General features: G+C 55.6%; 18 protein-coding genes and 5 tRNA genes. 7 read left to right on the forward strand and 16 right to left on the reverse strand.

What is annotated here, in order from left to right; all coding sequences use genetic code 11:
• Nucleotides 1–27: 27 nt before the first annotated feature.
• On the reverse strand, nt 28–2,595 hold the full coding sequence (locus FH974_RS15490; protein WP_047887054.1) for a class I adenylate cyclase: 2,568 nt from the start codon (nt 2,593–2,595) through the stop codon (nt 28–30).
• Nucleotides 2,596–3,004: 409 nt separating this feature from the next.
• Here FH974_RS15490 and hemC point away from each other — a divergent pair, with 409 nt between their 5' ends.
• Genes hemC through FH974_RS15510 form a run of 4 tightly spaced genes read left to right on the forward strand, consistent with a single transcriptional unit; the run spans nt 3,005 to nt 7,077 of the window.
• Nucleotides 3,005–3,937: a hydroxymethylbilane synthase gene (gene hemC / locus FH974_RS15495; RefSeq protein ID WP_047887053.1), complete on the forward strand. Its 933-nt coding sequence runs from the start codon at nt 3,005–3,007 to the stop codon at nt 3,935–3,937.
• Nucleotides 3,937–4,704, forward strand: a complete 768-nt coding sequence (locus FH974_RS15500; RefSeq protein WP_047887052.1) for a uroporphyrinogen-III synthase — start codon at nt 3,937–3,939, stop codon at nt 4,702–4,704. Before hemC ends, FH974_RS15500 begins: the two co-directional genes overlap by 1 nt.
• Complete coding sequence (hemX, locus tag FH974_RS15505; RefSeq protein WP_047887051.1) at nt 4,697–5,893, forward strand: uroporphyrinogen-III C-methyltransferase; 1,197 nt, start codon at nt 4,697–4,699, stop codon at nt 5,891–5,893. Before FH974_RS15500 ends, hemX begins: the two co-directional genes overlap by 8 nt.
• Nucleotides 5,890–7,077 (forward strand): heme biosynthesis protein HemY, encoded by a 1,188-nt coding sequence (locus tag FH974_RS15510; RefSeq protein WP_047887050.1) that lies wholly within the window; start codon nt 5,890–5,892, stop codon nt 7,075–7,077. The genes hemX and FH974_RS15510 overlap by 4 nt, the downstream gene beginning before the upstream one ends.
• 348 nt (nt 7,078–7,425) lie before the next feature.
• Here FH974_RS15510 and FH974_RS15515 read toward each other — a convergent pair whose 3' ends face one another.
• The 3 genes from FH974_RS15515 to FH974_RS15525 all read right to left on the reverse strand — a co-directional run bounded on the left by FH974_RS15515 (nt 7,426) and on the right by FH974_RS15525 (nt 12,008).
• Nucleotides 7,426–7,893: a hypothetical protein gene (locus FH974_RS15515; protein ID WP_047887049.1), complete on the reverse strand. Its 468-nt coding sequence runs from the start codon at nt 7,891–7,893 to the stop codon at nt 7,426–7,428.
• Between the two features lie 102 nt (nt 7,894–7,995).
• A complete protein-coding gene (locus FH974_RS15520; protein ID WP_047887048.1) occupies nt 7,996–8,766 on the reverse strand; it encodes a class I SAM-dependent methyltransferase in 771 nt (256 codons plus the stop codon).
• 98 nt (nt 8,767–8,864) lie between these two features.
• Nucleotides 8,865–12,008, reverse strand: a complete 3,144-nt coding sequence (locus FH974_RS15525) for an EAL domain-containing protein (RefSeq protein ID WP_207103410.1) — start codon at nt 12,006–12,008, stop codon at nt 8,865–8,867.
• 183 nt (nt 12,009–12,191) lie between these two features.
• Here FH974_RS15525 and asnC point away from each other — a divergent pair, with 183 nt between their 5' ends.
• Nucleotides 12,192–12,653: a transcriptional regulator AsnC gene (gene asnC, locus FH974_RS15530; protein WP_047887046.1), complete on the forward strand. Its 462-nt coding sequence runs from the start codon at nt 12,192–12,194 to the stop codon at nt 12,651–12,653.
• 181 nt (nt 12,654–12,834) lie between these two features.
• On the opposite strand, the gene hemB is transcribed toward asnC, so the two are convergent.
• From hemB to FH974_RS15585, 11 genes are all read right to left on the reverse strand, one after another.
• Nucleotides 12,835–13,884, reverse strand: coding sequence for a porphobilinogen synthase (gene hemB / locus FH974_RS15535; protein ID WP_047887045.1), 1,050 nt, complete (start codon nt 13,882–13,884; stop codon nt 12,835–12,837).
• A 161-nt stretch (nt 13,885–14,045) separates the two neighbouring features.
• A complete protein-coding gene (gene tatD, locus FH974_RS15540) occupies nt 14,046–14,849 on the reverse strand; it encodes a 3'-5' ssDNA/RNA exonuclease TatD (RefSeq protein ID WP_047887044.1) in 804 nt (267 codons plus the stop codon).
• An 80-nt stretch (nt 14,850–14,929) separates the two neighbouring features.
• Nucleotides 14,930–15,871 carry an ABC transporter permease gene (locus FH974_RS15545; protein ID WP_047887043.1) on the reverse strand — a complete coding sequence of 314 codons (942 nt, stop codon included), beginning with the start codon at nt 15,869–15,871 and terminating at the stop codon, nt 14,930–14,932.
• Between the two features lie 2 nt (nt 15,872–15,873).
• Nucleotides 15,874–16,851, reverse strand: coding sequence for an ABC transporter permease (locus FH974_RS15550; protein ID WP_047887042.1), 978 nt, complete (start codon nt 16,849–16,851; stop codon nt 15,874–15,876).
• A 70-nt stretch (nt 16,852–16,921) separates the two neighbouring features.
• Nucleotides 16,922–18,475 (reverse strand): ABC transporter substrate-binding protein, encoded by a 1,554-nt coding sequence (locus FH974_RS15555; RefSeq protein ID WP_047887041.1) that lies wholly within the window; start codon nt 18,473–18,475, stop codon nt 16,922–16,924.
• 117 nt (nt 18,476–18,592) lie between these two features.
• Complete coding sequence (locus FH974_RS15560; RefSeq protein WP_047887040.1) at nt 18,593–20,311, reverse strand: ABC transporter ATP-binding protein; 1,719 nt, start codon at nt 20,309–20,311, stop codon at nt 18,593–18,595.
• 564 nt (nt 20,312–20,875) lie between these two features.
• A tRNA-Pro gene (locus FH974_RS15565) sits at nt 20,876–20,952 on the reverse strand.
• A gap of 34 nt (nt 20,953–20,986) precedes the next feature.
• A tRNA-His gene (locus FH974_RS15570) sits at nt 20,987–21,062 on the reverse strand.
• A gap of 9 nt (nt 21,063–21,071) precedes the next feature.
• A tRNA-Pro gene (locus tag FH974_RS15575) sits at nt 21,072–21,148 on the reverse strand.
• A 62-nt stretch (nt 21,149–21,210) separates the two neighbouring features.
• Nucleotides 21,211–21,286: transfer RNA gene (locus tag FH974_RS15580), tRNA-His, on the reverse strand.
• Nucleotides 21,287–21,317: 31 nt separating this feature from the next.
• Nucleotides 21,318–21,394, reverse strand: a tRNA-Arg gene (locus FH974_RS15585).
• Between the two features lie 291 nt (nt 21,395–21,685).
• On the opposite strand from FH974_RS15585, the gene FH974_RS15590 reads away from it, so the two are divergent.
• Entirely contained in the window at nt 21,686–22,093 is a 408-nt protein-coding gene (locus tag FH974_RS15590) for a c-type cytochrome (protein ID WP_047887039.1), read from the forward strand.
• A gap of 142 nt (nt 22,094–22,235) precedes the next feature.
• On the opposite strand, the gene rep is transcribed toward FH974_RS15590, so the two are convergent.
• Entirely contained in the window at nt 22,236–24,251 is a 2,016-nt protein-coding gene (gene rep / locus FH974_RS15595; RefSeq protein ID WP_047887038.1) for a DNA helicase Rep, read from the reverse strand.
• A gap of 182 nt (nt 24,252–24,433) precedes the next feature.
• Here rep and FH974_RS15600 point away from each other — a divergent pair, with 182 nt between their 5' ends.
• On the forward strand, nt 24,434–25,000 hold the full coding sequence (locus FH974_RS15600) for a TetR/AcrR family transcriptional regulator (protein WP_084712678.1): 567 nt from the start codon (nt 24,434–24,436) through the stop codon (nt 24,998–25,000).
• The last annotated feature ends 3 nt before the right edge of the window (nt 25,001–25,003 follow it).

Raw genomic sequence — 25,003 nt, forward strand, 5'->3', positions numbered from 1 at the left:
TTTTTTATTTGATAAGGCTGATCAGACTCAGCGTGACGACAGGTTCAAGACCGCGGCACCGCCACCCATCACAGGGGCCGGACGACGGGTCGGTTGCTGCCCGCTCTTAAACGGCAGGACTTGGGTTTCGCCATTATCTCCGCGCACAATGTCGTAGAACTGCGGCAGGTTGAAGTTAATAAAATTGGCGCTATAGCTGAAACGTTCATGGGCCGAGGTGTAAAAGCGGTTGACCCCATGGACCATCTCATCTTTGTCACCGCTGCACTGGCGGTACACTTCAATCCGGTTGGTTTCATCCAGAATGTAGATGTTGAATCCGTCGGCACAGTCTTCAAAGAAGAACTGGATCAGCCCTTCGCTGGCATAGGCATCGACGATTTCCGGCGGGTGCGGCTCGTCGGTTTTACCCATCACCAGACTGGCCGAGCCAATCAGCTTGTTCGACGAAATACAGCTGTAGAAATCGACTGAGTTTTCCAGCTTCTGCACCGACACCCCGCGGCGTTCGAAGAACAGGCCGTGGGTCTGGCTGCCAATCCGAATCGCTTTGAAGCGGCGGCGCTTTTCCTGCTCAACCGGCTTCAAGCGCATCTCGATACACTCGGCCACCAATTGGTACACCAGGTTACGGATCAGACCACGCATGTGCTTGCTGTAACAGAACACGTCCACCGACTCCGGCGGCAACGCGTCCTGGTGCATTTTACCCAGCACGGTTTTCAGCGCGTCGAGCATGGCATTTTCACCGGTGAAGTTCAGGGTACGCACCTCGTTCCACGAGTTGCGATACACCAGATCGACACTCCCGACCAGACACAGTTGCTCCGGACCATAGCTGAAAATATCGGTGTTTTTGAAATCAAACCGGACCGCACGGCTCTTGAGCTCGGTGGTCGGGTCATTTTCCAGGTTGATGAACAGCCCCAGCTGGCGAATTTCACACGGGCTGGACAGCGCCTGCAGACTTGGCTGCGGGCGGCGGATCGGGAAGGTGTTGCGAATGTCGCTCACCAATTGGTACAACTTGTCGATATCCATCGCCGCCGTGCGCACCACCGAATGCAGGCAGGTCGACTCCGTCAGCAGGCCGTTGAAATACGCCCAGGCCACCAGCTTGCTCAGGTAACGGTTATGCTCCAGCGACGCCCTACCGAGAATGGCAACCGGGTCCAGCGACTGTTTGTACAGATACCAACCCGCCGCGTTGGTACGCCCGGCCGGCACCTGAATAAAGGTCAGATCCTGCTCATGCAGGTCCGGTGACAACTGCGGGTTGAGCAGTGTGACCTTACCCGGCAGCACCTCAAACGCCGCGTACAGCTTACGCGCCAGAATACTGATGTCTTCCGGGCTGATCGCCGAGGTAATGTTGTTACGGCGGGCAAACCGGATCAGGTTGCGGTAACTGAGCATCAGCGCATCCAGCAGCTCGTTGTGCGCCCGCTTCACCTGCTCCACTTTCCAGTCACGGCGACTGTCGAGCTCCAGCAACACCTCTTCTGACCATTGCCAGTTGGCGGTCAGCTCTTCCAGAATTTTACGCCGCCACGGCACCGAACCGGATGCCGGCTGACGGGTCAGCTTTTCATGGGTTTTGAGGTAGAAACAGCGACGTACCAGATCCAACCGACGGTGATCGTTAATCCGCTGCAGATAGCGGGTCACCTTTTCCAGCATCAGGTAGTAGGCATCCATACAGAATTCGGTACGGTCAATCGCAAAGAAGCGACGTTTGCCGTCCACACTGAGCAGTTGGGTGTGCGGGTATTCCCAGGAATAGGCTTCCAGCAGGATCGCCTTCAGTACTGATTTGTACGGCGAGTCGATACTTTTATACAGCTGCCACAAACTGGAGCCGAAATACTCTTCGGCCGGAATGCGGGACAAACCGCCAAAATCGATCCACTCATCACGACGAATAAACCCGCCCTGTTCCAGGTAGCGGATGTAGTCGTCGTAACACTCTTCCATTTCCGGTGGCACCATAAACCACAGCAGCGACAGGCCCGCCAGGCGCACCGCCGAACGGTAGAACTCATCCAGTAACAGCAGATGCTGACTGGAACCACAGTTCTCACCGGTCATTTCTTCGGAAAAGTTATCCAGGAATCGATTTTCGTCGATCAGGAAAAAGTTGGCTTCCACGCCCTGTACCAGTGCCCATTCCGATACCAGCGCACACTTGGCTTCCAGCGCCGAACGGGCGTCAGACGGCAAATCGGTACGGATAACGACCCAGATGTCCAGATCGCTGGTCAGGCTTTGTCCCAGAGAGGCGGTACTGCCCATGGAATACAAACCCAGAATTGGGAGACGAGTAGAAGCATCAGGGGGGGTCACAGTGGCAGCGCACGCGAGGGCACAATCATCGATCAGCTGTTGCTGCATCGGCGAGGCAGTAAATGACGCGATCCCCACCGGCACGGTCTGATCCAGATAACCCGGTACCGCAGGGTGATTGTAGTGCAGCAACACTGGCAACAGGTTAAAGACCTGCTCTGACTGCGCCGTCATCGCGCCACAGGCACGCTCAAGGCGAATCTTGTTGAGCTGTTCCAGTCTGCTGTTAAGCGTGGTGATAAAATTTTGCAAATTACTCTTCCAAGAGCTGCCAGCTTGAGAGCGGCCCAAATCTTGTCACTAAAGTGTAGAGAAGGCTCTACCAGGGAGCAAAAACGTGATCAATTTAACAGTTTTTATATTAACCGTAAAGATAGTGACGTTTTATGACAAGTTATAAATGGACTGAAATCTTGCCAGTGACCTTTCCATAGCCCTGATTTCCTCAAGCTAGTACAAACTGACTAAAGCGCCAGTTTCCCGATTGTCGCCAATCTGTCACTTGAGGGTTATGTGAGAAATATCACATTAATCGTAGTCCATATCAAGACAATACTGCGTCACCGCACTCTCAGCAACACATAAATTACCTTCCCAGCTCAGTAGTGGTAGGATTACTCCCAGTAATCACCCCTTTATCAAAAATGGTGGATCCAACACGATGTCAACAACCCCAATCCGAATTGCGACCCGCAAAAGTCCGCTCGCCATGTGGCAGGCCGAATATGTAAAAGCTGCGCTCGAACAAGCCCACCCGGGCATCGAGGTAGAACTGGTACCTATGGTCACCAAGGGCGACGTTATTCTGGACACCCCACTGGCCAAAGTGGGTGGTAAAGGGCTGTTTGTGAAAGAGCTGGAAGTCGCCATGCTCGAAGGGCGTGCCGACATCGCGGTGCACTCCATGAAAGATGTGCCAGTCGAATTCCCGGAAGGTCTGGGCCTGGTCACCATCTGTGAGCGCGAAGACCCGCGCGATGCGTTTGTCTCCAACCATTACAACAACATCGATGAACTGCCGACCGGTGCGATCGTGGGAACCTCCAGCCTGCGCCGTCAGTGCCAGCTGCGTGCCCGCCGTCCGGATCTGATTGTCAAAGACCTGCGCGGCAACGTAAATACCCGCCTGCGCAAACTCGATGACGGCGAGTACGATGCCATTATCCTGGCCTGTGCCGGCCTGATGCGCCTAAAACTGCACGACCGCATCCGCAGCACGATTACCCCGGAAGAAAGCCTGCCGGCAGTCGGCCAGGGCGCGGTAGGTATTGAGTGTCGCCTGGATGACGAGCGCGTGCTGGGTCTGCTGGCAGCCCTGAACCATCAGGAAACCGCGACCCGGGTGCGATGCGAACGCGCCATGAACAACCATCTGCAGGGCGGCTGTCAGGTTCCTATCGGCAGCTATGCCGAGCTGGACGGCGATCAAATCTGGCTACGTGCCCTGGTGGGCGAGCCGGACGGCAGCCACATCGTGCGTGGTGAAATCCGCGGCCCGGCTGCCGACGCCGAGCAACTGGGCACCACGCTGGCCGAGCAGCTACTGAATGACGGCGCCCGTACTATTCTTGATGCTCTGTACGGCAACGCCTGATGACCATACTGATCACCCGCCCGGCGCCGGATGGCGAGCAACTGGCTCAGCAGCTTAATGCCGCGGGGATCGCTGCACTCTCTCAGCCCTTGCTGGATATCCAGCCGGGGCCAACCCTGTCTTGTTTACCTGCACAACTGCAGCAACTGGAAAATGGAGATTTTCTGATTGCTGTCAGTGTCCACGCTGCCAACCTAGCGCACAATTACTTAATGTCGGTGGGTGTCAGCTGGCCAAAAAACGTGCATTATATAGCAGTCGGCCATAAAACCGCCGCTGCGTTGAAAACCTATACAGGACAGGCGGTACACACACCGTCAGCGCGCTGCGACAGCGAGGGACTGCTGGCCCTGCCCATTCTTACCCAGGTAAGCGGAAGGCGGGTACTTATCCTGCGTGGCAACGGCGGCCGTGAACTGATTTACCAACACCTGCAGCAACACGGGGCGGCGGTAAACTACAGTGAAACCTATCAGCGCAACTGGTTATCGCTTGATGGCCATGCGCTGTGCCAACAGTGGCAAAATGCCGGGGTTGATTCCCTGGTTGTCACCAGCGGCGAACAACTGGCCTTTCTGGCCAGCCTTGTACCCGACAACGCCAAGGCTTGGTTTTATCAATGCCAGCTATTCGTACCAAGCCAGCGAATTGCCGACCAAGCACACCAGCTTGGTTTTCGTTTAATTTCCAATGTGGGCAGCGCGGCCAACGGCCCGTTATTCACGACCCTAAGCAAAATAGGCACAATGGGAAAATCGGATGACTGATAAAAAAACCAATAATCAGAGCTCTGCAGATCAATCACAATCCGCAGCATCAACCAAGGCTGAAACGACTGCCAGCACTAAGCCGCAAAGCGACAAAGCGGCCACGGCCAAAAACACCGACAAAGCCGATCAAACTGCTAAAGCGGCTCCGGCCCAACCGGCAGAAAAGAAAAGCGGCAACAAAACCGGTGTCATTGCTATTGCCCTGGTGATTGCACTGGGTGCCGGCCTGTACTACCACGGCCACCAGCAAACGCTGGAGCAAAACGGTAAGATGGCGGCGCTGCAACAAGAGATTTCCCGCCTGCAGTCTTCCCTGCAAGAAGCTCAACAAGCCACCAAATCCCAAGTCAGTGCCATTGAACAGCGTACCGAAGTGTCGTTGGATCAACAGGGCAAATCGATCACCGGTCTGCAAATGGCGCTGGCTGAGATCAAAGGCCGCCGTCCTAACGACTGGCTGCTGGCTGAAGCGGATTACCTGGTCAAGATGGCCGGTCGCAAACTGTGGCTGGAGCATGACACCGTCAGCGCCACCGTCCTGCTGGAGTCTGCCGATCACCGTATCGCCGAGCTGAACGACCCAAGCCTGACCCCAATCCGTAAAGCTATGCACAGCGACATCACGGCGCTGAAAGCCGTCGCCCGTATTGACCGCGATGGCCTGGTCATGCGTCTGACCAGCTTGCAGCAGCAGGTTGCTGCACTGCCGCTGGCCAATGCCGTTCTGCCGGAGTCAATCGAAGCGGAAGAGAAAACCGAAGTGTCCGGCTCAGTGGACGACTGGAAACAGAATCTGATGACCTCGCTGAAAAACTTCAGCAATCACTTCGTGACATACCGCAAGCGTGACGGCAACGTGGTTCCGCTGCTGTCACCGAAGCAGGATTTCTACCTGCAGGAAAACGTCAAGTCTAAGCTGGAAACGGCAATTAAAGCGGTTTACCGCGAGCAGGGCGAGCTGTACACCGCCTCCCTGACCATGGCCAAAGAATGGGCCGAAGCTTACTACAACACCGAAGATCCGGCCGTACAGAGCTTCATTGCTACGCTCAACAAACTGGCCAAGGAAACGGTTGAAGCCAGCTACCCAAGCCAGCTGAAGTCTCAGCCACTGATCAATGATGCCATCAGTGAGCGTCTGCGCCAGCAGGTGAAGCCGATTAGCACAGAGGAGACGCCTGCATGATCAAACTATTACTGCTGGTCGCAGCACTGATCGCAGGGATTGTTGCAGGCCCAATGCTGGCCGGAAATCAGGGCTATGTCCTGATCTCGGTTGCAAACCAGACCCTGGAGATGAGCCTCACCACCCTGATTCTGCTGGTGATTATTCTGTTTGGCACCTTCTTCCTGCTGGAAACCATTATCAAGCGCCTGTTTTCCCTAGGCAGCTCAACCCGTGGCTGGCTGTTCGGCCGTAAAGCCCGCAAGGCCCGCCGTCAGACCAACGATGGCCTGATCAAAGTGATTGAAGGCGACTGGAAGCAAGCTGAAAAGCTGATGGTCAAATCGGCCAAACACAGCGATGCTCCGGTACTGAACTACCTGGCAGCGGCCGAAGCCGCCCAAGGTCAGGGCGATGCCAGCCAGCGTGACGAGTACCTGAAACTGGCTGCGGATGTCGATGGCCAGAGCCTGGCCGTGGCCCTGACCCGTGCCAAGCTGCAATACCGTCAGCAGCAGTACGAGCAGGCCATTGCAACCCTGCAAGGCATCAAGCAGGATCACAGCCGCAACCCGGTTCTGCTGACCCTGCTGAAAGACTGCTACCTGAAACTGGAAGACTGGAAACCCCTGCTGGCTATCCTGCCACAGCTGGAGAAAGCCGGTGTGGTCAACACCGAAGAAGCCGAAGCACTGGAAGTTCAGGCAGAGTGCGGCATCATGCGCCACATCGCCAAACAGAACGGCAGTGAAGGCCTGATGGGCCACTGGAACAGCCTGAGCCGCAAGGCCAAGCAGCGTCCTGAGTTGATCGCCTGTTTCGTCAACCTGATGAGCGAGCACAACGCTGACAGCGAAGCCTACACCGTCCTGAAAGAAGCCCTGAAAAAGAGCAGCGACGAGCGCCTGATCGCGCTGGTGCCGAGCCTGAACCTGCCGGACAACCACCCGGCCATCGTTCGCCTGCAGGATTTGCTGCGCTACGACAGCAGCAACCCGAGCACTCACAGCGCCCTGGGGCAGCTGCTGATGCGCGAACAGAAGTGGGATGAAGCCAAGACACACTTCGAGAAAGCCATTGCGCTGCGTCCTAACGTGACCGATTACGGCTACCTGATCGAAGTGATGGAAAAACTGGACGATGAACAGGCAGCAGCCAACCTGTCCCGCGAAGCACTGACGTTAGCTCTGCCAGCCAAAAACTAACAATATTGCAACATAATATATTGAGACAAAAAGCACCCGAATGGGTGCTTTTTTATTCTCTAAAACAATACATTATGTGTCTAATACCAGATACTTGTTTCCATTTGTTAACAGCCGTTTCAGCTTATATCCGACCCATTGCTAGCATAATGTAAACAGTATTGAATAGGGCCTCCCGTTGCTCAACAGATGGATAACTACCTATGGATATGCTTCCTTGGTTAATCGTATCCGGTATTATTGTTTCTGTGATCACTTGCCTGATGACGGCAGTCCTGATCAAAGGTTCAAATTAATCCGGCACAAAAAAACCTCCGTAAGGAGGTTTTTTTTGGCTTGCCTCGGGGCTTAAGCAATCAGCAGGCCTCTCGCCTTCTTCAGCGCTTTCTCATAACGCTTGACTGCCTTCGCCGCTTTTTTCAACCGCTTGTGTTTTTTCTTCGCCAGTTTGCGCAGCTTCTTCAGTTGTTTGCTTTGCTTTTTCCCGGACTTGCCCATCGGCAACACCGTTTCCGCCGTCATACTGCCCAGCTCCGGCAGCTCAGTATATGCCACCGGCAGCGATGGTGCCGGGGCCATGACCGGCTCCGCCGCAACAACCGCAGGTTGGGCTACGGCAGGCAACGCCGAGGTGATGACGGCCGCACGCTTGCCACCCGGCAGTTGCAGGGTACTTGGCTTACACAAGTAGCTTTTCTCACTCGCCGAACGGGCGCAGCTGCGGCAGACGTATTTCGGCAGGCTGACAATCTGGCTGATGGTCGTGAATTTATCCGCAATCTCAGCCCGGCGGTATTTACATAATGTTCTGGCCATTCCCTCTCCTCGGTTCCGGGCCACCTCCTTGCAGAGGGTCGCTCCCGTATGTACCGGCTGACTATACCGCTATCCCGTCGCAATCACCAGCGACCGACAGGGCTACTTCATGGCCGCTTTGACATAAACGTCAAACCGGTTTTTCTTGGTCTCAATCGACGTCGACGGTTGTTGCCCGGCCAGAAACTCCGCGTAGTCAGGGCGCTTCACCACCACCCGTTTGGTCGCCAGACTCAACGCCGGGGTCAGCAGGGCATCCGCATCGTTGTCGGCCCCGACCAGACTCTGGAAAACCCGCATCTCTTTTTTCACCAGCGCGGACTTCTTCTTATGAGGATACATCGGATCCAGATACACCACATCCGGTGCGGCAAAGGCCGGATCCGCGGCCAGCTTCTCCAGCGCATCATGGCTGGACGCATGCAGCAGGGTCATGCGCTCCGTCACCCACTCACCAATTTCACTATCCGCCTGGGCCCGGCGCAGCCCGTCATCCAGCAACGCCGCTACCACCGGATGGCGCTCGACCATCTGCACCTTGCAGCCCAGCGAGGCCAGTACGAATGCATCACGGCCAAGTCCGGCAGTGGCATCCACCACCGTCGGCATCACCCCACCCTTGAGGCCGACCGCCTTGGCAATGGCCTGTCCACGGCCCCCCCCGAACTTGCGTCGGTGGGCCGCCGCTCCGCCAGCCAGATCCACATATACCGCGCCCAGCTTAGGTTCATCGCGCTTGAGCAGTTCCAGCCGCTCCGCGGTCAGCACCAGCGCAAACGGGCTGTCAGGGTCATGCTCCAGTCCCCAGCGCTGGGCAAGCTGATCAAGTTCTGGTTGGCGGTCAGGGTGTTCACAAATCAGGGCTAGTTGCACGCGGCTCTCCGGGATACCTGAATAAAATCGGTGGTGACCGCCCGCCTCACCGACAATTGCGGTGGTTTAACGCAGCGGCACACCATAAAAGAGGGGAATTATACCACCTCCGTCTGCCTGCTCAATTGGCGCACCAGCGCTTCCAGCGGTTGGGGACGACCAAACAGGTAACCTTGGGCATAATCGACGCCCAACGCTTTGAGGCGCGTCAGAATGGCCTCACTTTCGACGAACTCGGCAACGGTCTGTTTACCCATCTTCTTTGCCAGTTCATTGATGGCTTTGACCATCGCCAGATCCATATCATCGTCGGCGATATCGCGGACAAACATGCCGTCAATCTTAATAATATCCACCGGCAGGCGTTTCAGGTAACCGAACGACGACAGCCCGGAGCCAAAATCGTCCAGCGATATGCGACATCCCAGATTTTTCAGCCGGGTAAACAGCAGGATCGCCTCACTCATGTTGCCGATGGCGGCGGTTTCCGTGATTTCCAGACAGAGCTTATGAGTCGGCAGGCCGGAGCGGCTGATCTTATCAACTAGGAACTGGACGAACTCACTGTCCCCCATCGACTGACCGGACAGGTTGATGGCGCACATTTCCAGCTGCGCAACCGCAGCCGGGTGTGCCACCAGCCAATCCACCACCTGTTCAACCACGTAGCGGTCAATCCGGTGGGCCAGGTTGTAGCGTTCTGCGGCCGGCATGAACAGCGCAGGCGACACCATTTCGCCGTCATCATTGCGCAGCCGGATCAGAATTTCATAGTGGTGGCCGTCGCCGCCCGATGCCAGCGGGGCGATCTGCTGGGCATACAGTTCAAACTGGCGATCTGCCAGGGCCCGGCGGATCTGGCTGACGCACTCCATTTCGAGCTCCCGCCGCCGCAGCTCCTCATCATCGGGATGGTACAAATGTAGCCGGTTGCGCCCTTCATCCTTAGCCGCATAACACGCGGTATCGGCCTGGGCGTGAACCTGCTGCGACGACCCGGCGGTTTCATCAATCAGGCGCAAGCCGATAGAGCCGCTGAAACTGAAGCGGGTGTTCTTCCAGTAAAACTCCAGTTCTTCCAGCGTCCGCAGAATATGGCGGCCAAATTCCACCGCTGGCTCCGCCTCACAATGATGGAGGATGATGGCAAATTCGTCGCCACCGAGACGCGCCAGCAATGCGTGGGATGGCATCAATGCCCGTAACTGGAGCGCGACCTGCTTGAGCGCCTCATCCCCAGCCTCGTGCCCGGCGGTGTCATTGATGATTTTGAACTGGTCGAGATCTAGGTAATACATGGCATGGCGCGCCCCTTCCTCGCGAGCTTCGGTCAGCGCCTCTTCCAGTACTTGTTCAAAATGGCTGCGGTTATACAAATCGGTCAGGAAGTCATGGCTCGCCTGATGAGCCAGCTTGGCTTCCAGCTCGCGGGTCGAGGTAATGTCTTCCCCGACCACCAGCAGCTGCTGGCAGTTCTGGGTCTGACGAATAGTCTCCCGGATCCAGACCTGACGGCCGTCGGCGCAGCAATAGCGCAACTGGCGCCGCCACACCCGCTGATTTCCCTGCTCACGGGAGGCGGCAATAAACTGCTGCGGCATCAGTGTGGTGCCGTGATAGAAATCGACAATTTTATGGCCCAGCAGCTCCCGTTTGCTGTAGCCGAGCAAGTCGGCGGCAAACTGGTTCACTGACTGGACACGGGCATGGCGGTCAACCGTCATCAGCATCACCGGCTGCTGCTCGTACAGCAGGCGGTAGCTAACCTCACGCTCACGGAGTTTCTCTTCCATCTGGTGACGGGTGGTGACATCACGTGCCTCAAACAGCAACTGATACTGCCCGCTTTCTTCGCCCGGCAGGCGCTTGACGGCCACATCCAACATCCGGCCACCGTTGTCGTGGCTCTGGATTTCCACTTCCAGCCGGATCGACTGGTCAAATCCGGCACCCTCAAACCCCTGCCGCAGTTTGTCCATCGCTTTGGATGACCAGCAGCTCCAGCGCCACAGCGGACGGTCATACTTTACCACTGAGCGCCCGACCAGCTCGTGCAGTGCGAGGTTGCCGGAAATTAGTCGGCCTGTGTCATCGAGAATCCCGATGTACTGAAAACTCTGATCGAACACTCCCTCGAACAGCGCCCGGCTCTGGCGCAGCCGCTGTTCGCCTTTGCGCAGCTGGCGGATCACGATCGCCAGCAGCACAATCACCCCGCCCATGACACTTAGCGCGACGGTCAGCACCCGAATCTCACCCCGGTAGCGGTTAAACCAGCTTTCCGGCTGATTGAGGATCAGCATTTCACTGTTATCGACACTCAGCCCCCAGTGCTGCAGCACCGGGTAGTTGAAGATGGCTTTGCCGGTACTGCGGATAAAGTACGGGTACTCCAGCGCCTCGTCGTTCAGTACCTTGATCAGCAACTGGCCGACCTGTCGCCCCTTGTCAAACCCACTGGTCATCACGCCGCCAATCACCCCGTTGTCGAGCGAATAACGGTATGGGGAGTAAACCGGCACCGAGGCCCGCTCAGTCAGCTGGGTGAGCAAATCGGTGCTGGTCATGTAGCGCCCCTGCCCGTCACGGTAGTAGCTGAGATACAGAATGGCCGATTGCGCGGGCAGCAGCGCAGATTGGGCCAGGGTATCGGCAAAAGTGCTGGTGTCCATCCGGACAATATCCAGGTTCATAAAGTTGGTCTGCTGGAAATTGACCACTTTCTTCCACATGGCTTCCCCGGTCACCGTGTGGTCGGCAATCACGTACAGGTGCGCCAGATCCGGCTGCACTGAGAGCGCCAGAGTAATGTTGTCTGACGGGTCACTCTGATCCAGCACCCCGAGTACCCGTTTAAGGTTGCGGTGCTTATCGGGATGGTAGTCGTTGACCCCGACCAGGATCACCGGGGTCTCGCCGATTTCCCCGGCCAGTTCGTTAACCAGCCACAACGCGTTGTCATCGGAGGCGACAACGGCGCGGTAGTGTTTTTCCGCCAGCTTGGTCCGGTACAAATCCAGCAGTTCCTGCATGTAACCTTTGGACTGGTAGCGCTTGCTGTCCATGTAATTCACATGCAGGGAGATCCCCTTCACCCGCGTCACTGACTCGATGCCCGACTGCAGCGAGTCGGTCCAGCGCATGCCCTGATGGTAGGAATGGATCACCAGCGTATCTTTGTCGTCATCCATCGCCTGCGCCGGTAGCCACCAGACCAGTAAAAGTACCGCGAGAAACCGCATAAATTCGAATGTCCCGTATTGTTATTCCTGACGTGGCAACCCACCCGTGGCGACGTGTTACCTGCAAAGCCGCTGCCCAGCTGGCAGCAAATGTCTGATATAATTGAAGAGCTTAACTGATAGCAGTATAAATTACGACCAGACCGGATGAAACCGGCCGGTCCAACAAAGGATTGCCTCACCATGACCACGTCTGTCCGAATCGATGACCTCGACCGTGAAATCCTCAACACCCTGATGCACGACGCCCGTACGCCTTACGCGGAGATGGCCAAGAAATTCAATGTCAGCCCGGCCACCGTCCATGTCCGGGTCGAAAAAATGCGGGCGGCGAACATCATCACCGGGACCGAAGTCGTGATCAATCCCAAGCTACTGGGCTACGATGTGTGCTGCTTTATCGGGATTAACCTCAATGCCGCCCGGGACTACCACTCCGCACTGGCCAAACTCAACGAGCTGGATGAAGTGGTGGAAGCCTATTACACCACCGGGGCGTACAACATTTTCGTCAAACTGATGTGTAAGTCGATTGAGGAGCTGCAGTATGTCCTGATTGACAAACTTCAGGCCATCGATGAAGTGCAGTCGACCGAAACACTGATCTCGCTGCAAAACCCGATTAACCGCAACGTCAAGCCTTAACCCTAGCTCTGGCTTTAGCTCTGGCTCTGGCTCTGGCTTTAGCTCCGGCCATCGCCGGGCTCCGTCTTGCCGGACTCAGTGTGAGCAGGAGCCTGACCCTTACACCTTATAAACAAAAAAGGCTGGTGTCGCACCAGCCTTCTCGTTTTGGTATCAATGCCTGATTCCGGTCAGCCCGGCATTATTCCGGCTTCTCTGCCAGCGCCTGAGTACGGGCCGCGGCCTCTTCGGCCAGCCACTCCGCTACCGGCTTGGCAAAGTAGGTCAGGATACCGTCGGCACCCGCCCGCTTGAAGCACAGCAGCGATTCCATGATCGTCTCGCGCTCTTTCAGCCAGCCGTTCTGAATGGCCGCCATGTGCATCGCGTACTCGCCCGACACTTGATAAGCAAACGTCGGGACCTGCAACTCACTTTTCACCCGGCGCACCACATCCAGGTACGGCATCCCCGGCTTGACCATTACCATGTCCGCCCCTTCGTTGACGTCCATTGCCACTTCATGCAGCGCTTCGTCTGAGTTCGCCGGATCCATCTGGTAAGTTTTTTTGTCGCCGCCCTTCAGGTTACCGGCCGAGCCGACTGCATCACGGAACGGACCGTAATAGTGGGAGGCATACTTGGCCGAATACGCCATGATCTGGGTATTGACGTGACCGGCTTCTTCCAGCGCCTGACGGATCGCGCCAATGCGGCCATCCATCATATCGGAAGGTGCCACCACGTCCGCCCCGGCTTCCGCGTGAGACAGCGCCTGCTTCACCAGTACCTCAGTGGTGACATCGTTCAGCACGTAACCATTGTCATCGATGATGCCGTCCTGACCGTGAGTAGTGAACGGGTCAAGCGCAACGTCGGTGATCACCCCCATCTGCGGCACATGCTCTTTGAGCAGGCGAACCGCACGCTGCACCAGCCCTTCCGGATTGTGCGCTTCCGCGGCACACAGCGACTTGGCGTCCTGCGACACCACCGGGAACAGAGCGATCGCCGGAACGCCCAGTTTGGCCAGATATTCAGCCTCCAGCAACATCAGATCAATCGACAGACGTTCAATCCCCGGCATGGACTCGACGGCTTCACGCCGATTTTTGCCCATCAGGATGAACATCGGGTAAATCAGATCATTGACCGACACTTGCGCCTCAGACACCAGACGGCGGCTGAAATCCTGTTTGCGGATGCGACGCATACGGCGTGCCGGAAACGCGCCCTGAATAGATACAGACACGGCATACTCCTTTATCTTTGGTTCTCTGCATGAGGTGGCTCACGGCAAGAGATCGTTTGCTGCATATTGGGGTTCACCGGATGGCGACTATGCCGCCATCCTGGCAGATAAATCAATCAGTTCCCTAAACCTGGCAGTGCAGCGGGATGGGCCTGATCATATCACTCTCCGTCAACCTGGTGAGCAGGAATTGCAAAAAATGCCCGGGCGGTCTCAGTCGTCTGGCACATTAGTGCCCCGGCATCCTGCTCCCGGCATGCCGCGATCACCTGTGTGATGTGCGGCAGGTACTGCGGCTCGTTGCGGCTCGACTTGGGTTTCGGCCGCAAATCGCGCGGCAGCAGGTACGGGCAGTCGGTTTCCACCATCAAACGGTTATCCGGGATCAGCCGGACCAGCTCCCGCAGCTCAGTACCGCGCCGCTCGTCGCACACCCAACCGGTAATCCCGATGTGCAAGTCCAGCGCCAGGCAATCCTTCAGCTCTGCTTCCGTCCCGGTAAAACAATGCAGCACAGCAGCCGGCAGCTTGTCACGCCACGGGGCCAGAATCGCCATAAAACGCTCGTGAGCATCCCGGCAGTGCATAAACACCGGCATCTGCAGTTCAGCTGCCAGCGCGAGTTGCGCTTCAAACACGGCTTCCTGTTGCGGACGGGGAGAAAAATCACGGTTGAAATCCAGGCCACACTCGCCAATCGCGACGACTTCCGGCGCGACGGCCAGCTCACGGAGGGCCGGCAGGGTGAGATCCTGAACCGATTTGGCATCATGGGGGTGAACACCGGCGGTGCTGAAGCAGTAACCCGGCCACTGGCGAGCCATGGCCAGCGCCTGCTGGCTTTCTTCAACGCTGGTGCCGGTCAGAATAAGGCCGTGGACGCCGGCGGCTTGTGCCCGGCTTACCACGGCCTCGCGGTCTTTATCAAACCGGCTGTTGGTCAGGTTGACCCCGATATCTATCATGCTTGTGCCTCATCATTGTCATGCTCAGGCAACAAGGTAATGAACTCGGGGCCGTTTGGCTATTCCCGGCGGGAAACTTTCTAGCCTTTGTACACTTTCGGGTTGAACACATCCCGCAGCCAGTCACCCAGCAGGTTAATCACCAGTACCAGAGCAACCAGGATGATGCCCGGGAAGGCGGTGATCCACCAGGAGCCGGAGAAAATGTAGTTAAAACCGATACTGATCAGCGAGCCCAGTGACGGCTGGTCAACCGGCATCCCCAGGCCCAGGAACGACAGGGCCGCTTCCGACATGATGGCATTGGCCACCTGTACCGTGGAGATCACCAGGATAGGCGACAGGCAGTTCGGCAGAATGTGACGGAACATGATACGCAGTGACTTCAGGCCCATGACCCGTGAGGCTTCCACGTACTCTTTCTTCTTCTCCGCCAAAACCGATGCCCGCACGGTCCGGGCGTACTGCGGCCATTCCGCGATACCGATAATGACCACCAGCATCACAATGGCGTACTGACTGTAAAAATCGCTGCCGAAGCTGGCCTTGAAAATCGCCGACACAATGATGGCGACCATCATGGTCGAGAACGACAGCTGCACGTCAGCGATACGCATCAGGAAGCTGTCGATCCGGCCGCCGAAGTAACCGGCACACAGGCCGACCACGATACCGATCACCAGCTGCAGGGCGACCGCAAACAGGCCTATCGCCAGAGAAATCCGCAGGCCATACATGATGGTCGACAGGATATCGCGGCCCTGGTTGTCCGTACCCAGCAGGAAGCGCTCGTCACCGAACTCCATCCAGGAAGGAGGCAGCTCGGAGTCCATTATGTCGATGCTGGTCAGATCGTACGGGTTGGTCGGCGCCAGCATCGGTGCCAGCAGCGCCATGACCACAAACACCATGAAGGCCGCAAAGCTGGCCATTGCCACTTTGTCTTTCTTGAAGAAATAAATGAAATCTGAATTCAGGAAACGCTGCCAGCGGCTCGGCACGTTTGTCGATTGCGTTGTCATGATTACGCTCCTTTGCCGGTCAGGTTAACAGTCGGGTTGATCAGGCCGTACAGCAGGTCCACCAGGGTATTGGTGACCACGAAGATCAGGCCCACGAAGATCACATAAGCGGTGATCAGCGGGGTGTCGACCCGGTTAATAGCCTCAAGGAACAGGAAGCCGGTACCCGGCCACTGGAACACGGTTTCGGTCAGGATGGTATACGCCACCATGGTGCCGATTTGTACCCCGCCGACCGTGATCACCGGCAGCATGGTATTTTTCAGCGCGTGCTGGTAGTACACCTTGTTCTGCGGCAGACCCTTGGCGCGAGCAAATTTCACGTACTCGGTGCCCAGCGCTTCCAGCATTTCAGAACGCACCAGACGGATAAAGAGCGGCAGCATGATGGACGCCAGCGAGATACTCGGCAGCACCAGGTGCGCCAACCCGTCAAGGGTAAAGAACCCGGACTCCCAGCCCAGGATATTGGCCGTCTCCCCTCGTCCGAACGACGGCAGCCAGCCCAATTCAATAGAAAAGACGTACATCAGCATAATGGCGGTCAGGAAGACCGGCACGGAAATACCGACGATACTGAAGCCCATGATCGCTTTGGTCAGGGCGCTGTTGGGGTGAATGGCCGAATAGACCCCCAACGGTATAGAGACCACCACAATGATGATGGTTGCCGCCGCCACCAGTTCCAGGGTGGCTACCAGCTTGTCGAGAATGACATCGACAACCGGGCGTTTAAAGAAATAGGAGTCGCCCAGATCTCCGTGTAATGCTTTCGAAATAAAACGGCCGTACTTGACCATGAACGGATCGTTAAGACCCATCTCAGTACGCAGCGCGTCACGCTCCGCTTCCGAGACCGATTGCCCCACCAGCTCACGCAGGGGATCCCCTAAGTTGTCCTGGATAGCAAACGCCACCAGACTGATCACAAACATCACTACCAGTGCCTGTACCAGGCGCTTGACCAAAAACGTAAACATTCCTTGCCTCTTGAGACTTCCTTAATCGGGCTCCGGCCATTGCCGGAGCCCTGCTTCGCGGACGGGGGTATTAGTTGATCACCAGATCGCCCAGGTATGGGAAGTCCATACCGTTCACGATAGGTTTGATGTCCACGTTCTTCTTCGCGGCCCAGGACGGATCCTGCCAGTACAGCGGAACGAAAGCCGCGTCGTTATACAGCAGCTCTTCCACTTTCTTCAGCATCGCGCTGCGTTTCTCCAGGTCGGTTTCCGAGTTCGCGGCTTCCACCAGCTTGTCGACTTCCGCGTTGGAGTAGTGGCCACAGTTGTACTGCCCTTTACCGGTCTCGGCGTTACGGGTCATAGTCAGGAACTCCGTAAAGTTCGCTGAATCCTCTGTATCCGGGTGCCAGCCAATCATCAGCATGCCCGCTTCACACTTGTCGAACTCCGGCCAGTACTGGGCTTTCGGCATGGTTTGCAGGTCAACCTTGATCTTGATTTTCGCCAGCATCGCGGCCACGGCCTGCGCCACTTTTTCGTCGTTCACGTAGCGGTTGTTCGGCGCGATCATGCTGATAGAGAAACCATTCTCGTAACCGGCTTCTTTCATCAGCTCCTGAGCTTTCTTCAGGTCATAGCGCGGAGTCAGGTTCTCGTTGTAACCGGCATAGCCGACCGGGCTCTGCTGGCCCGCCGGAGTAGCGGCACCTTTCATGATTTTCTGGGCAATACCCTCGTTGTTCACGGCGTACACAATCGCCTGACGAACACGGGCATCACGCAGTGGCTCTGCCACTTTCTGGTTCATCTGGAAAGTGATCACTCGAGTACCCGGCATCGTCACCAGATCCAGCTTGTCGTTGCTCTTGATGCGCTGGTAGTCGTTTGGCGATACCGGTGCAATCATGTCCACGTCGCCAGACAACAGGGCCGCGACACGGGTCGCATCTTCTTTGATTGGACGCAGGGTAATGTGGTCAACGTTCCCTTTGCTGTCTTTGTCCCAGTAATCCGCAAAGCGTTCAAATTCTACCGCCACGCCCTGCTCACGCTTGCTCACCTTGAACGGGCCAGTGCCTGAGATGTGGGTAGAGGCATACGTTGAGCCATTTTTCTTCAGCTCGGCCTTGTCTTTGCCGCCTTCGGTTTTACCGGTGTAGAACTTGCTGTCCATCGGGAACAGGTACGTCATGACGTTTTCGATCAGCGGGTACGTCCCGTCTGTCACCACATCCACGGTGTAGTCGTCGACTTTTTTCACATCCAGGATCGGGGTAAAGATACCTTTGAAGTCAGCCGAGGTTTTCAGGCGCTGGAAGGTCCACACCACATCGTCAGCGCTGAACGCGTTACCAGAGTGGAATTTCACCCCTTCACGCAGCTTGAAACGCATTGTTGCGTTATCCACACGCTCCCAGGAAGTCGCCAGACGCGGCTCAAATTCCATGTCCTGGGTAAAACGAATCAGCGGGTCGAAACTCATGTGAGAAAGTTGCAGCGTACCGCCTGACAGCTGCTCATGCGGGTCCAGAGAAACCGGATCGGCGTCATAAGCCAGGTTCAGGTTCGCGGCGGCAGCACCAAAACTCAGGCCGGCTGCCATTAGCGCCACGGCTAACTTGCTCTTAATGGTTTTCATTGCATAGCTCCTTTATGCAGGGAGAGAACTCCCAGATGGTTATGTTTGCTTATTATCGGTATGGGTAAGCAACATGTGCCGGGATCGCTGTCGCGCAGCTTCCCGCGCGACAAAAAATCAGGCCAACTGCAAGCCTTCCAGGCTCATTCCCTTGAATTCAGGCATCAGGGAAATCAGTTGCTTGCTGTACTCATGCTGAGGGGCAGTGAACAGTTGCTCTGTCGGGGCCACTTCCAGCAGGGTACCCTTTTGCATGACGCCGATACGGTCACACATCTGGCGAATCACCGGCAGGTCGTGGCTGATGAACAGCATCGTCAGGTTCAGCTCATCCTGCAGGTCTTTCAGCAGATTCAGGATTTGCGCCTGGACAGACACATCCAGGGCCGAGGTCGGCTCGTCACAAATCAGCAGACGCGGCCGGGTTGCCAGCGCCCGGGCAATCGAGATCCGCTGCCGCTGGCCGCCGGAGAACTCGTGCGGGTATTTCACCCCAGCACTGCGTCCCAGCCCGACATGGTCCAACAGGTCACCCACAATCTGGCGCACCTGCGCTTCGCTGTCGGCCAGTTTATGGAAACGGATCGGCTCCGCGATGATGTCGAAAATCTTCATTCGCGGGTTCATGGAGGAATACGGGTTCTGGAACACCATCTGCATCTGGCGGCGCAGCGGACGGCGCTCGTTTTCGGTTTTCAGTGCGGTCAGATCAATGCCTTCAAAAATCACCTGGCCGGAGTTCGGCGGATACAGGCCGGCGATCACCCGCGCAATGGTGGACTTACCGGAGCCGGATTCGCCCACCAGACCAAAAGTTTCCCCTTCAAACACTTCAAAGCTGACATCGTTCGAAGCCTGCACGTACTCGCGGCGGCTTTCAAAAAACGAATCTTTGGTCACAAAGCGCAGGTTGACGTTCTTGACCTGCAACAGCGCACCGGTGTACTTCCGCTGATCCTGGCTCTGCCCCAGCCAGTGATTTTTTACATCCAGCTGGGTCAGCTCTTCCGCTTCTTCAATGTAGTTCACCAGCGGGAAGCGGTTCAGTTTGATATCGGAACGGGGCACCGCCGAAATCAGACTCTGGGTGTAAGGGTGAGTCGGGTTGCCCAGCACTTGCTCGGTAGGACCAATTTCCACCAGATCCCCGCGATACATGACTGCCACCCGGTCAGTGATGTTAGACACCACGCCCATGTCGTGAGTCACCAGCATACAGCCGACGTTTTTCTTCACACACAGATCGCGGATCAGGCTCAGAATCTGATCCTGAATCGACACGTCCAGCGCCGTCGTAGGCTCATCCGCAATGATCAGATCCGGCTCCCCGGCCAGAGCAATCGCAATCACCACCCGCTGGCGCATCCCGCCGGAAAACTGGTGCGGGTACTGTTTAATCCGCACTTGCGGATCAGGGATCCCGACCTGCTCCATCAGAGTCAGCGCCCGCTTCAGCGCTTCGTCTCTACTGACCTTCAGGTTGGTCAGGATGGTTTCCGTCAGCTGACGCTCAACGGTAAACAGCGGGTTAAGCGATGTCATCGGATCCTGAAAGATGAAGCCGATTTTCGCGCCGCGCACCCGGCGCATGGCTTCCGGGCTTAAGCCGGAGATTTTCTCGCCATCCAGGTAAACATCGCCGCTGGCAATCTTTCCTGGCGGGCTCAGCAAGTCAATCACGGCATTCCCGACCGTTGACTTACCGGCCCCGGACTCACCGACGACACCTACGATTTCCCCTCGCTCAATCGTGAACGAGAGCGATTTCACTGCGGCATGTACCCCATGACGTGAGGGATACTCGATCCGCAAGTTTTTCACTTCCAATAAAGCCATTACCAGACCCCAACTGCGCGGCAGTGTTCTGCCCTGTCTGCAAAAAATGAATCCCTTCTCTTCAGCAGATTTTGCTGAATATGTGTTCAGCACATAATCTGTCAAAGATTTTACAATAAATCAACAAATCATCAGTAAAAACTGGCGAAATGCATAAAAAAAGCATAATCAGTCATTATGCGCATTGTTCATTGCCATAATGCACATGTCTGATGTTGCTCATGATTTACTCACAATACCGAAAGATAATAGTAAAAGACTCTGCATCTGTCACAGTGCGATCTGGTTCACCAAATTCACATTTGCATAAATATACTGAGATTCACTTTTCCCAGTTAACATAACAGCAACAAGCACTGACAAACCTGCGCTCATGCAGTGACTTTATGGTTAATTATAGGAAGGAATCAGCAGAAGGTACTGAATTATCGCCACAAGACAGATGACAGAAAAATCAATAACGGGTGTTCGACGCAGGAGAAACAATGGGGATTTTGTGTGGTAGGCAAGTCAACAGACGCCAGAAACGAAAAAACCCCAGTCTTTCGACTGGGGTTTGAAGAGTGGTCGGTGAAGAGGGATTCGAACCCCCGACCCTCTGGTCCCAAACCAGATGCGCTACCAAACTGCGCTATTCACCGACTGGTTGCTCCGGCGTACCGAAGTCTTGAATAATGGGGTGGCTAACGAGATTCGAACTCGCGACAACCGGAATCACAATCCGGGACTCTACCAACTGAGCTATAGCCACCAATGTTAGTGGTCGGTGAAGAGGGATTCGAACCCCCGACCCTCTGGTCCCAAACCAGATGCGCTACCAAACTGCGCTATTCACCGACAATGTTCTGTGTGGGGTATTCACCCCGGATACTGATATTATAAATCAATACCCTAAAAGATGGGGTGGCTAACGAGATTCGAACTCGCGACAACCGGAATCACAATCCGGGACTCTACCAACTGAGCTATAGCCACCAATGTTTCTGCCGTTTTCCTAGGTCCGGAATGGCGCGCCCGAAAGGATTCGAACCTTCGACCTTTGGCTCCGGAGGCCAACGCTCTATCCAGCTGAGCTACGGGCGCGTGCCCTATCGGCGGAGGTGAATATTACGGATCCAGGTGTACTTCGTAAAGTGTTTTTTTTAGTTTTTTTCTCGTTCGCTGCAAATATAGGCAATTAACTCTTGATTCGTATCATACAAAAGCAGACCTCTTGTTTATCAGCGCCTCATTAGCAGATATAATCACGGCGTTTTTACATTTTAAACATTCTGTAAATAATCACTGCCTTGTCTCAACAGTTCGACTAACAACAAGCACGAAAGAAGACTGTGGCAATCGCACATAATGATCTGGAAGTGTAAGGTGAGCTCAATGGAATTAACTCTTCGACAAATCATGGTAGCTGCAGTGGCGGCAATGACACTGGCCGGCACAGCTGTAGCAGCAGATATGTCTGACGAAGCTATCGCAGAACGCATTAAACCCGTGGGCTCTGTCTACCTGGAAGGTGACGCGCCAGCAACAGAAGTCGCAACCGGTCCTCGCAGTGGCGATGCGGTCTACGGCACCTTCTGTGTGGCCTGCCACGGCAGCGGCGTAATGGGCGCACCGAAAAAAGGCAATGCCGATGACTGGGGTCCACGTATTGCAAAAGGGAAAGATGTGCTGACTGACCACGCACTAAACGGCTTTAACGCCATGCCAGCGAAAGGCTCATGTATGGACTGTAGCGATGAGGAAATCGTGGCAGCCATCAACCACATGATCGACGGCCTGTAATCATATCAGTCGCACCATAAAGCGCGCCATGAATAGGGCACGCGAGACATACTGAATAAAAGAAGGGTTGATGCTGCCATCAACCCTTCTTTATTTTCCACCCGTTATGTACCCCGCAGGCTACAGCACGCTTTATTCACCATCATTTCTTAAACATCGCCCGAATATTGGCGATGTGCGCCTGTCCGCGCTGCATCCGCTCTTCCTTAGTAACCGGCTTTTTGTCCGCCTCCCACTCCAGATCATCCTGCGGCAGCTCATACAGGAACCGGCTTGGCTCTGGCTTCAGCAGCTCGCCGAACTGGCGCCGTTCCTTACACAAGGTAAAGGTCAGCTCTTTCTGAGCCCGGGTGATCCCGACGTAGGCCAGACGGCGCTCCTCTTCCACATTGTCTTCATCAATGCTGGTCTGGTGCGGCAAAATTCCCTCTTCAGTCCCAATCAGGTACACATACGGAAACTCCAGCCCTTTGGAGGCGTGCAGCGTCATCAGCTGTACCTGATCCGCGTCGTCATCGTCCTCGCCGCGCTCCATCATGTCACGCAGGGTCAGGCGCTGAACCACTTCTTTAAGGGTCTTGGCTTCCTGGTCATAGTTATCGCCTTCCAGGTCCGCGGTGATCCAGCTGTACAAATCGGAGACGTTCTTCATCCGCATCTCCGCCGCTTTCGGGCTGGCAGAACTTTCATACAGCCAGTCTTCGTAATTAATGTCGCGAATCAACTGACGCACCGCCGCCACGGTATCACCGCGCTCAGCGTTATCCGACAACTCCACCACCCAGCGGGTAAAGCGCTGCAGGGATTCCAGGCCGCGACCGCCCAGATGCTGCTCCAGCCCCAGCTCGAAGCTGGCCGCAAACAGGCTTTTGCCGCGCATGTTGGCGTAGGTGCCCAGCTTTTCCAGCGTCGCCGGACCAATCTCACGACGCGGGGTATTCACGATGCGCAGAAACGCATTGTCATCATCCAGGTTGGTCAGCAGGCGCAGGTAAGCCATGATGTCCTTGATTTCGGCCCGAGAGAAGAACGAGGTGCCGCCGGAAATTTTGTACGGAATCCGGTTTTGCATCAGGGCTTTCTCAAACAACCGCGACTGGTGATTCCCCCGGTACAGAATGGCGTAGTCTTTATAGGCCGTATTGTTGAGGAAGCGATGGGCGATCAGTTCGCCGACGACTTTCTCTGCCTCGTGCTCTTCGTTCTTGGCGGTGATCACCTTGAGCATCTCGCCATCGGGGATTTCCGAGAACAGCGTTTTCTCGAACACGTGCGGGTTATTGGCGATCAGGATATTGGCAGTTCGCAAAATCCGGCTGGTTGAGCGGTAGTTCTGCTCCAGCTTGATCACTTTCAGGCTCGGAAAATCTTTGTTCAGCAGAGCCAGGTTTTCCGGCTGGGCGCCACGCCAGGAATAAATGGACTGGTCGTCATCGCCGACCACGGTAAAGCGGCTGCGCTCGCCCACCAACAACTTCACGAAGAGGTACTGGCTGGTGTTGGTATCCTGATATTCGTCCACCAGCAGGTAGCGGATTTTATTCTGCCAGCGCTGACGCACTTCTTCATTGTCCCGCAGCAACAATACCGGCATCAGGATCAGGTCATCAAAGTCGAGCGCGTTGTATGCCTTCATTTGGCGCTGGTACATGTCGTAGCAGTAGGCGAACAGCTGGTCACGCTCGCTGCGCGCCTGCGCCTGGGCGTCCGCTGGGGACAACATGTCATTCTTCCAGTTGGAGATGGTCGACAGCAACAGCTTGAGCAGGTCTTTATCACCGTCGATCTCTTTTTCCGTCAGTTCTTTGAGCAGCGCCATCTGATCCTGATCGTCAAACAGGGAAAAGCTCGCTTTCAGACCCAGCGCTTTGTACTCGCGGCGGATGATATTCAGCCCCAGGGTGTGGAAGGTCGACACCATCAGCCCCTTGGCTTCCTGACGACCCAGCGTCTGGCCCACCCGCTCTTTCATTTCACGGGCGGCTTTGTTGGTAAAGGTCAGCGCCGCAATATTACGGGCCTTGTAGCCGCAGTGCTGAACCAGGTAAGCAATCTTATTGGTAATGACCCGGGTTTTGCCCGAGCCGGCGCCAGCCAGGACCAGACAGGGTCCAGCGACATATTTTACCGCTTCGTTTTGCCTTGGGTTCAGTTTCATTGGCGTATCCTGTGTTGTTGGTGTCGGCAGGCGCATTGTAACGGGTTATCTCCCGTTGTCTATTCGCGCGCCACCGACGGCCATGAATCCTGACACAACAAAAAAATCTTGCACAAATAAGCAGGCACCCTAAAATAATGAATGAACATTCATTCATTATTTTAATTCACAAAAGCCCTCTTATGATGGACAAGAAAACACGCATCTTGCAGGCAACGGAAAAACTGCTCGCGATGTACGGATTTCATGGTCTTTCCATGCAGATGGTTGCCAGGGAAGCAGGCGTAGCCGCAGGCACGATTTATCGCTATTTCGAGGATAAAGACGACCTGCTGCATCAGTTACATGACCATATCCTCGCCTGTGTGGCGAACAAAATTAGTCAAAATGTGTCTGATAACATGCCATTGCAACAACGGTTTCGCACCATGTGGCTGAACATTTGGGACATGGCAATTCAGGATGATGCACCGCTCATCAACCGTGGCCAGTTCGATAGCCTGCCCAAACGCGAAAACCAGGAACAACGATTACTCGAGAAGAAATTGTTTGCCAAGGTGGATCAGATGTTTTCCGACGGTAAAGCCGCCGGTCTGTTCAAGCCTCTGGACAACGAAATCTTGGGCACTTTAAGCCTTGAGCCATGCATCTGCCTGGCTCGAAAACATGTCAATGGCGTGTACAAGGTCAGCGATGAGGTGTTAGACGCCGCCATCGAAGCCTCCTGGGATGCCATCGTTCAGCATTAACAA

The organism is Photobacterium ganghwense, assembly GCF_017329545.1.
Classification (GTDB): domain Bacteria; phylum Pseudomonadota; class Gammaproteobacteria; order Enterobacterales; family Vibrionaceae; genus Photobacterium; species Photobacterium ganghwense.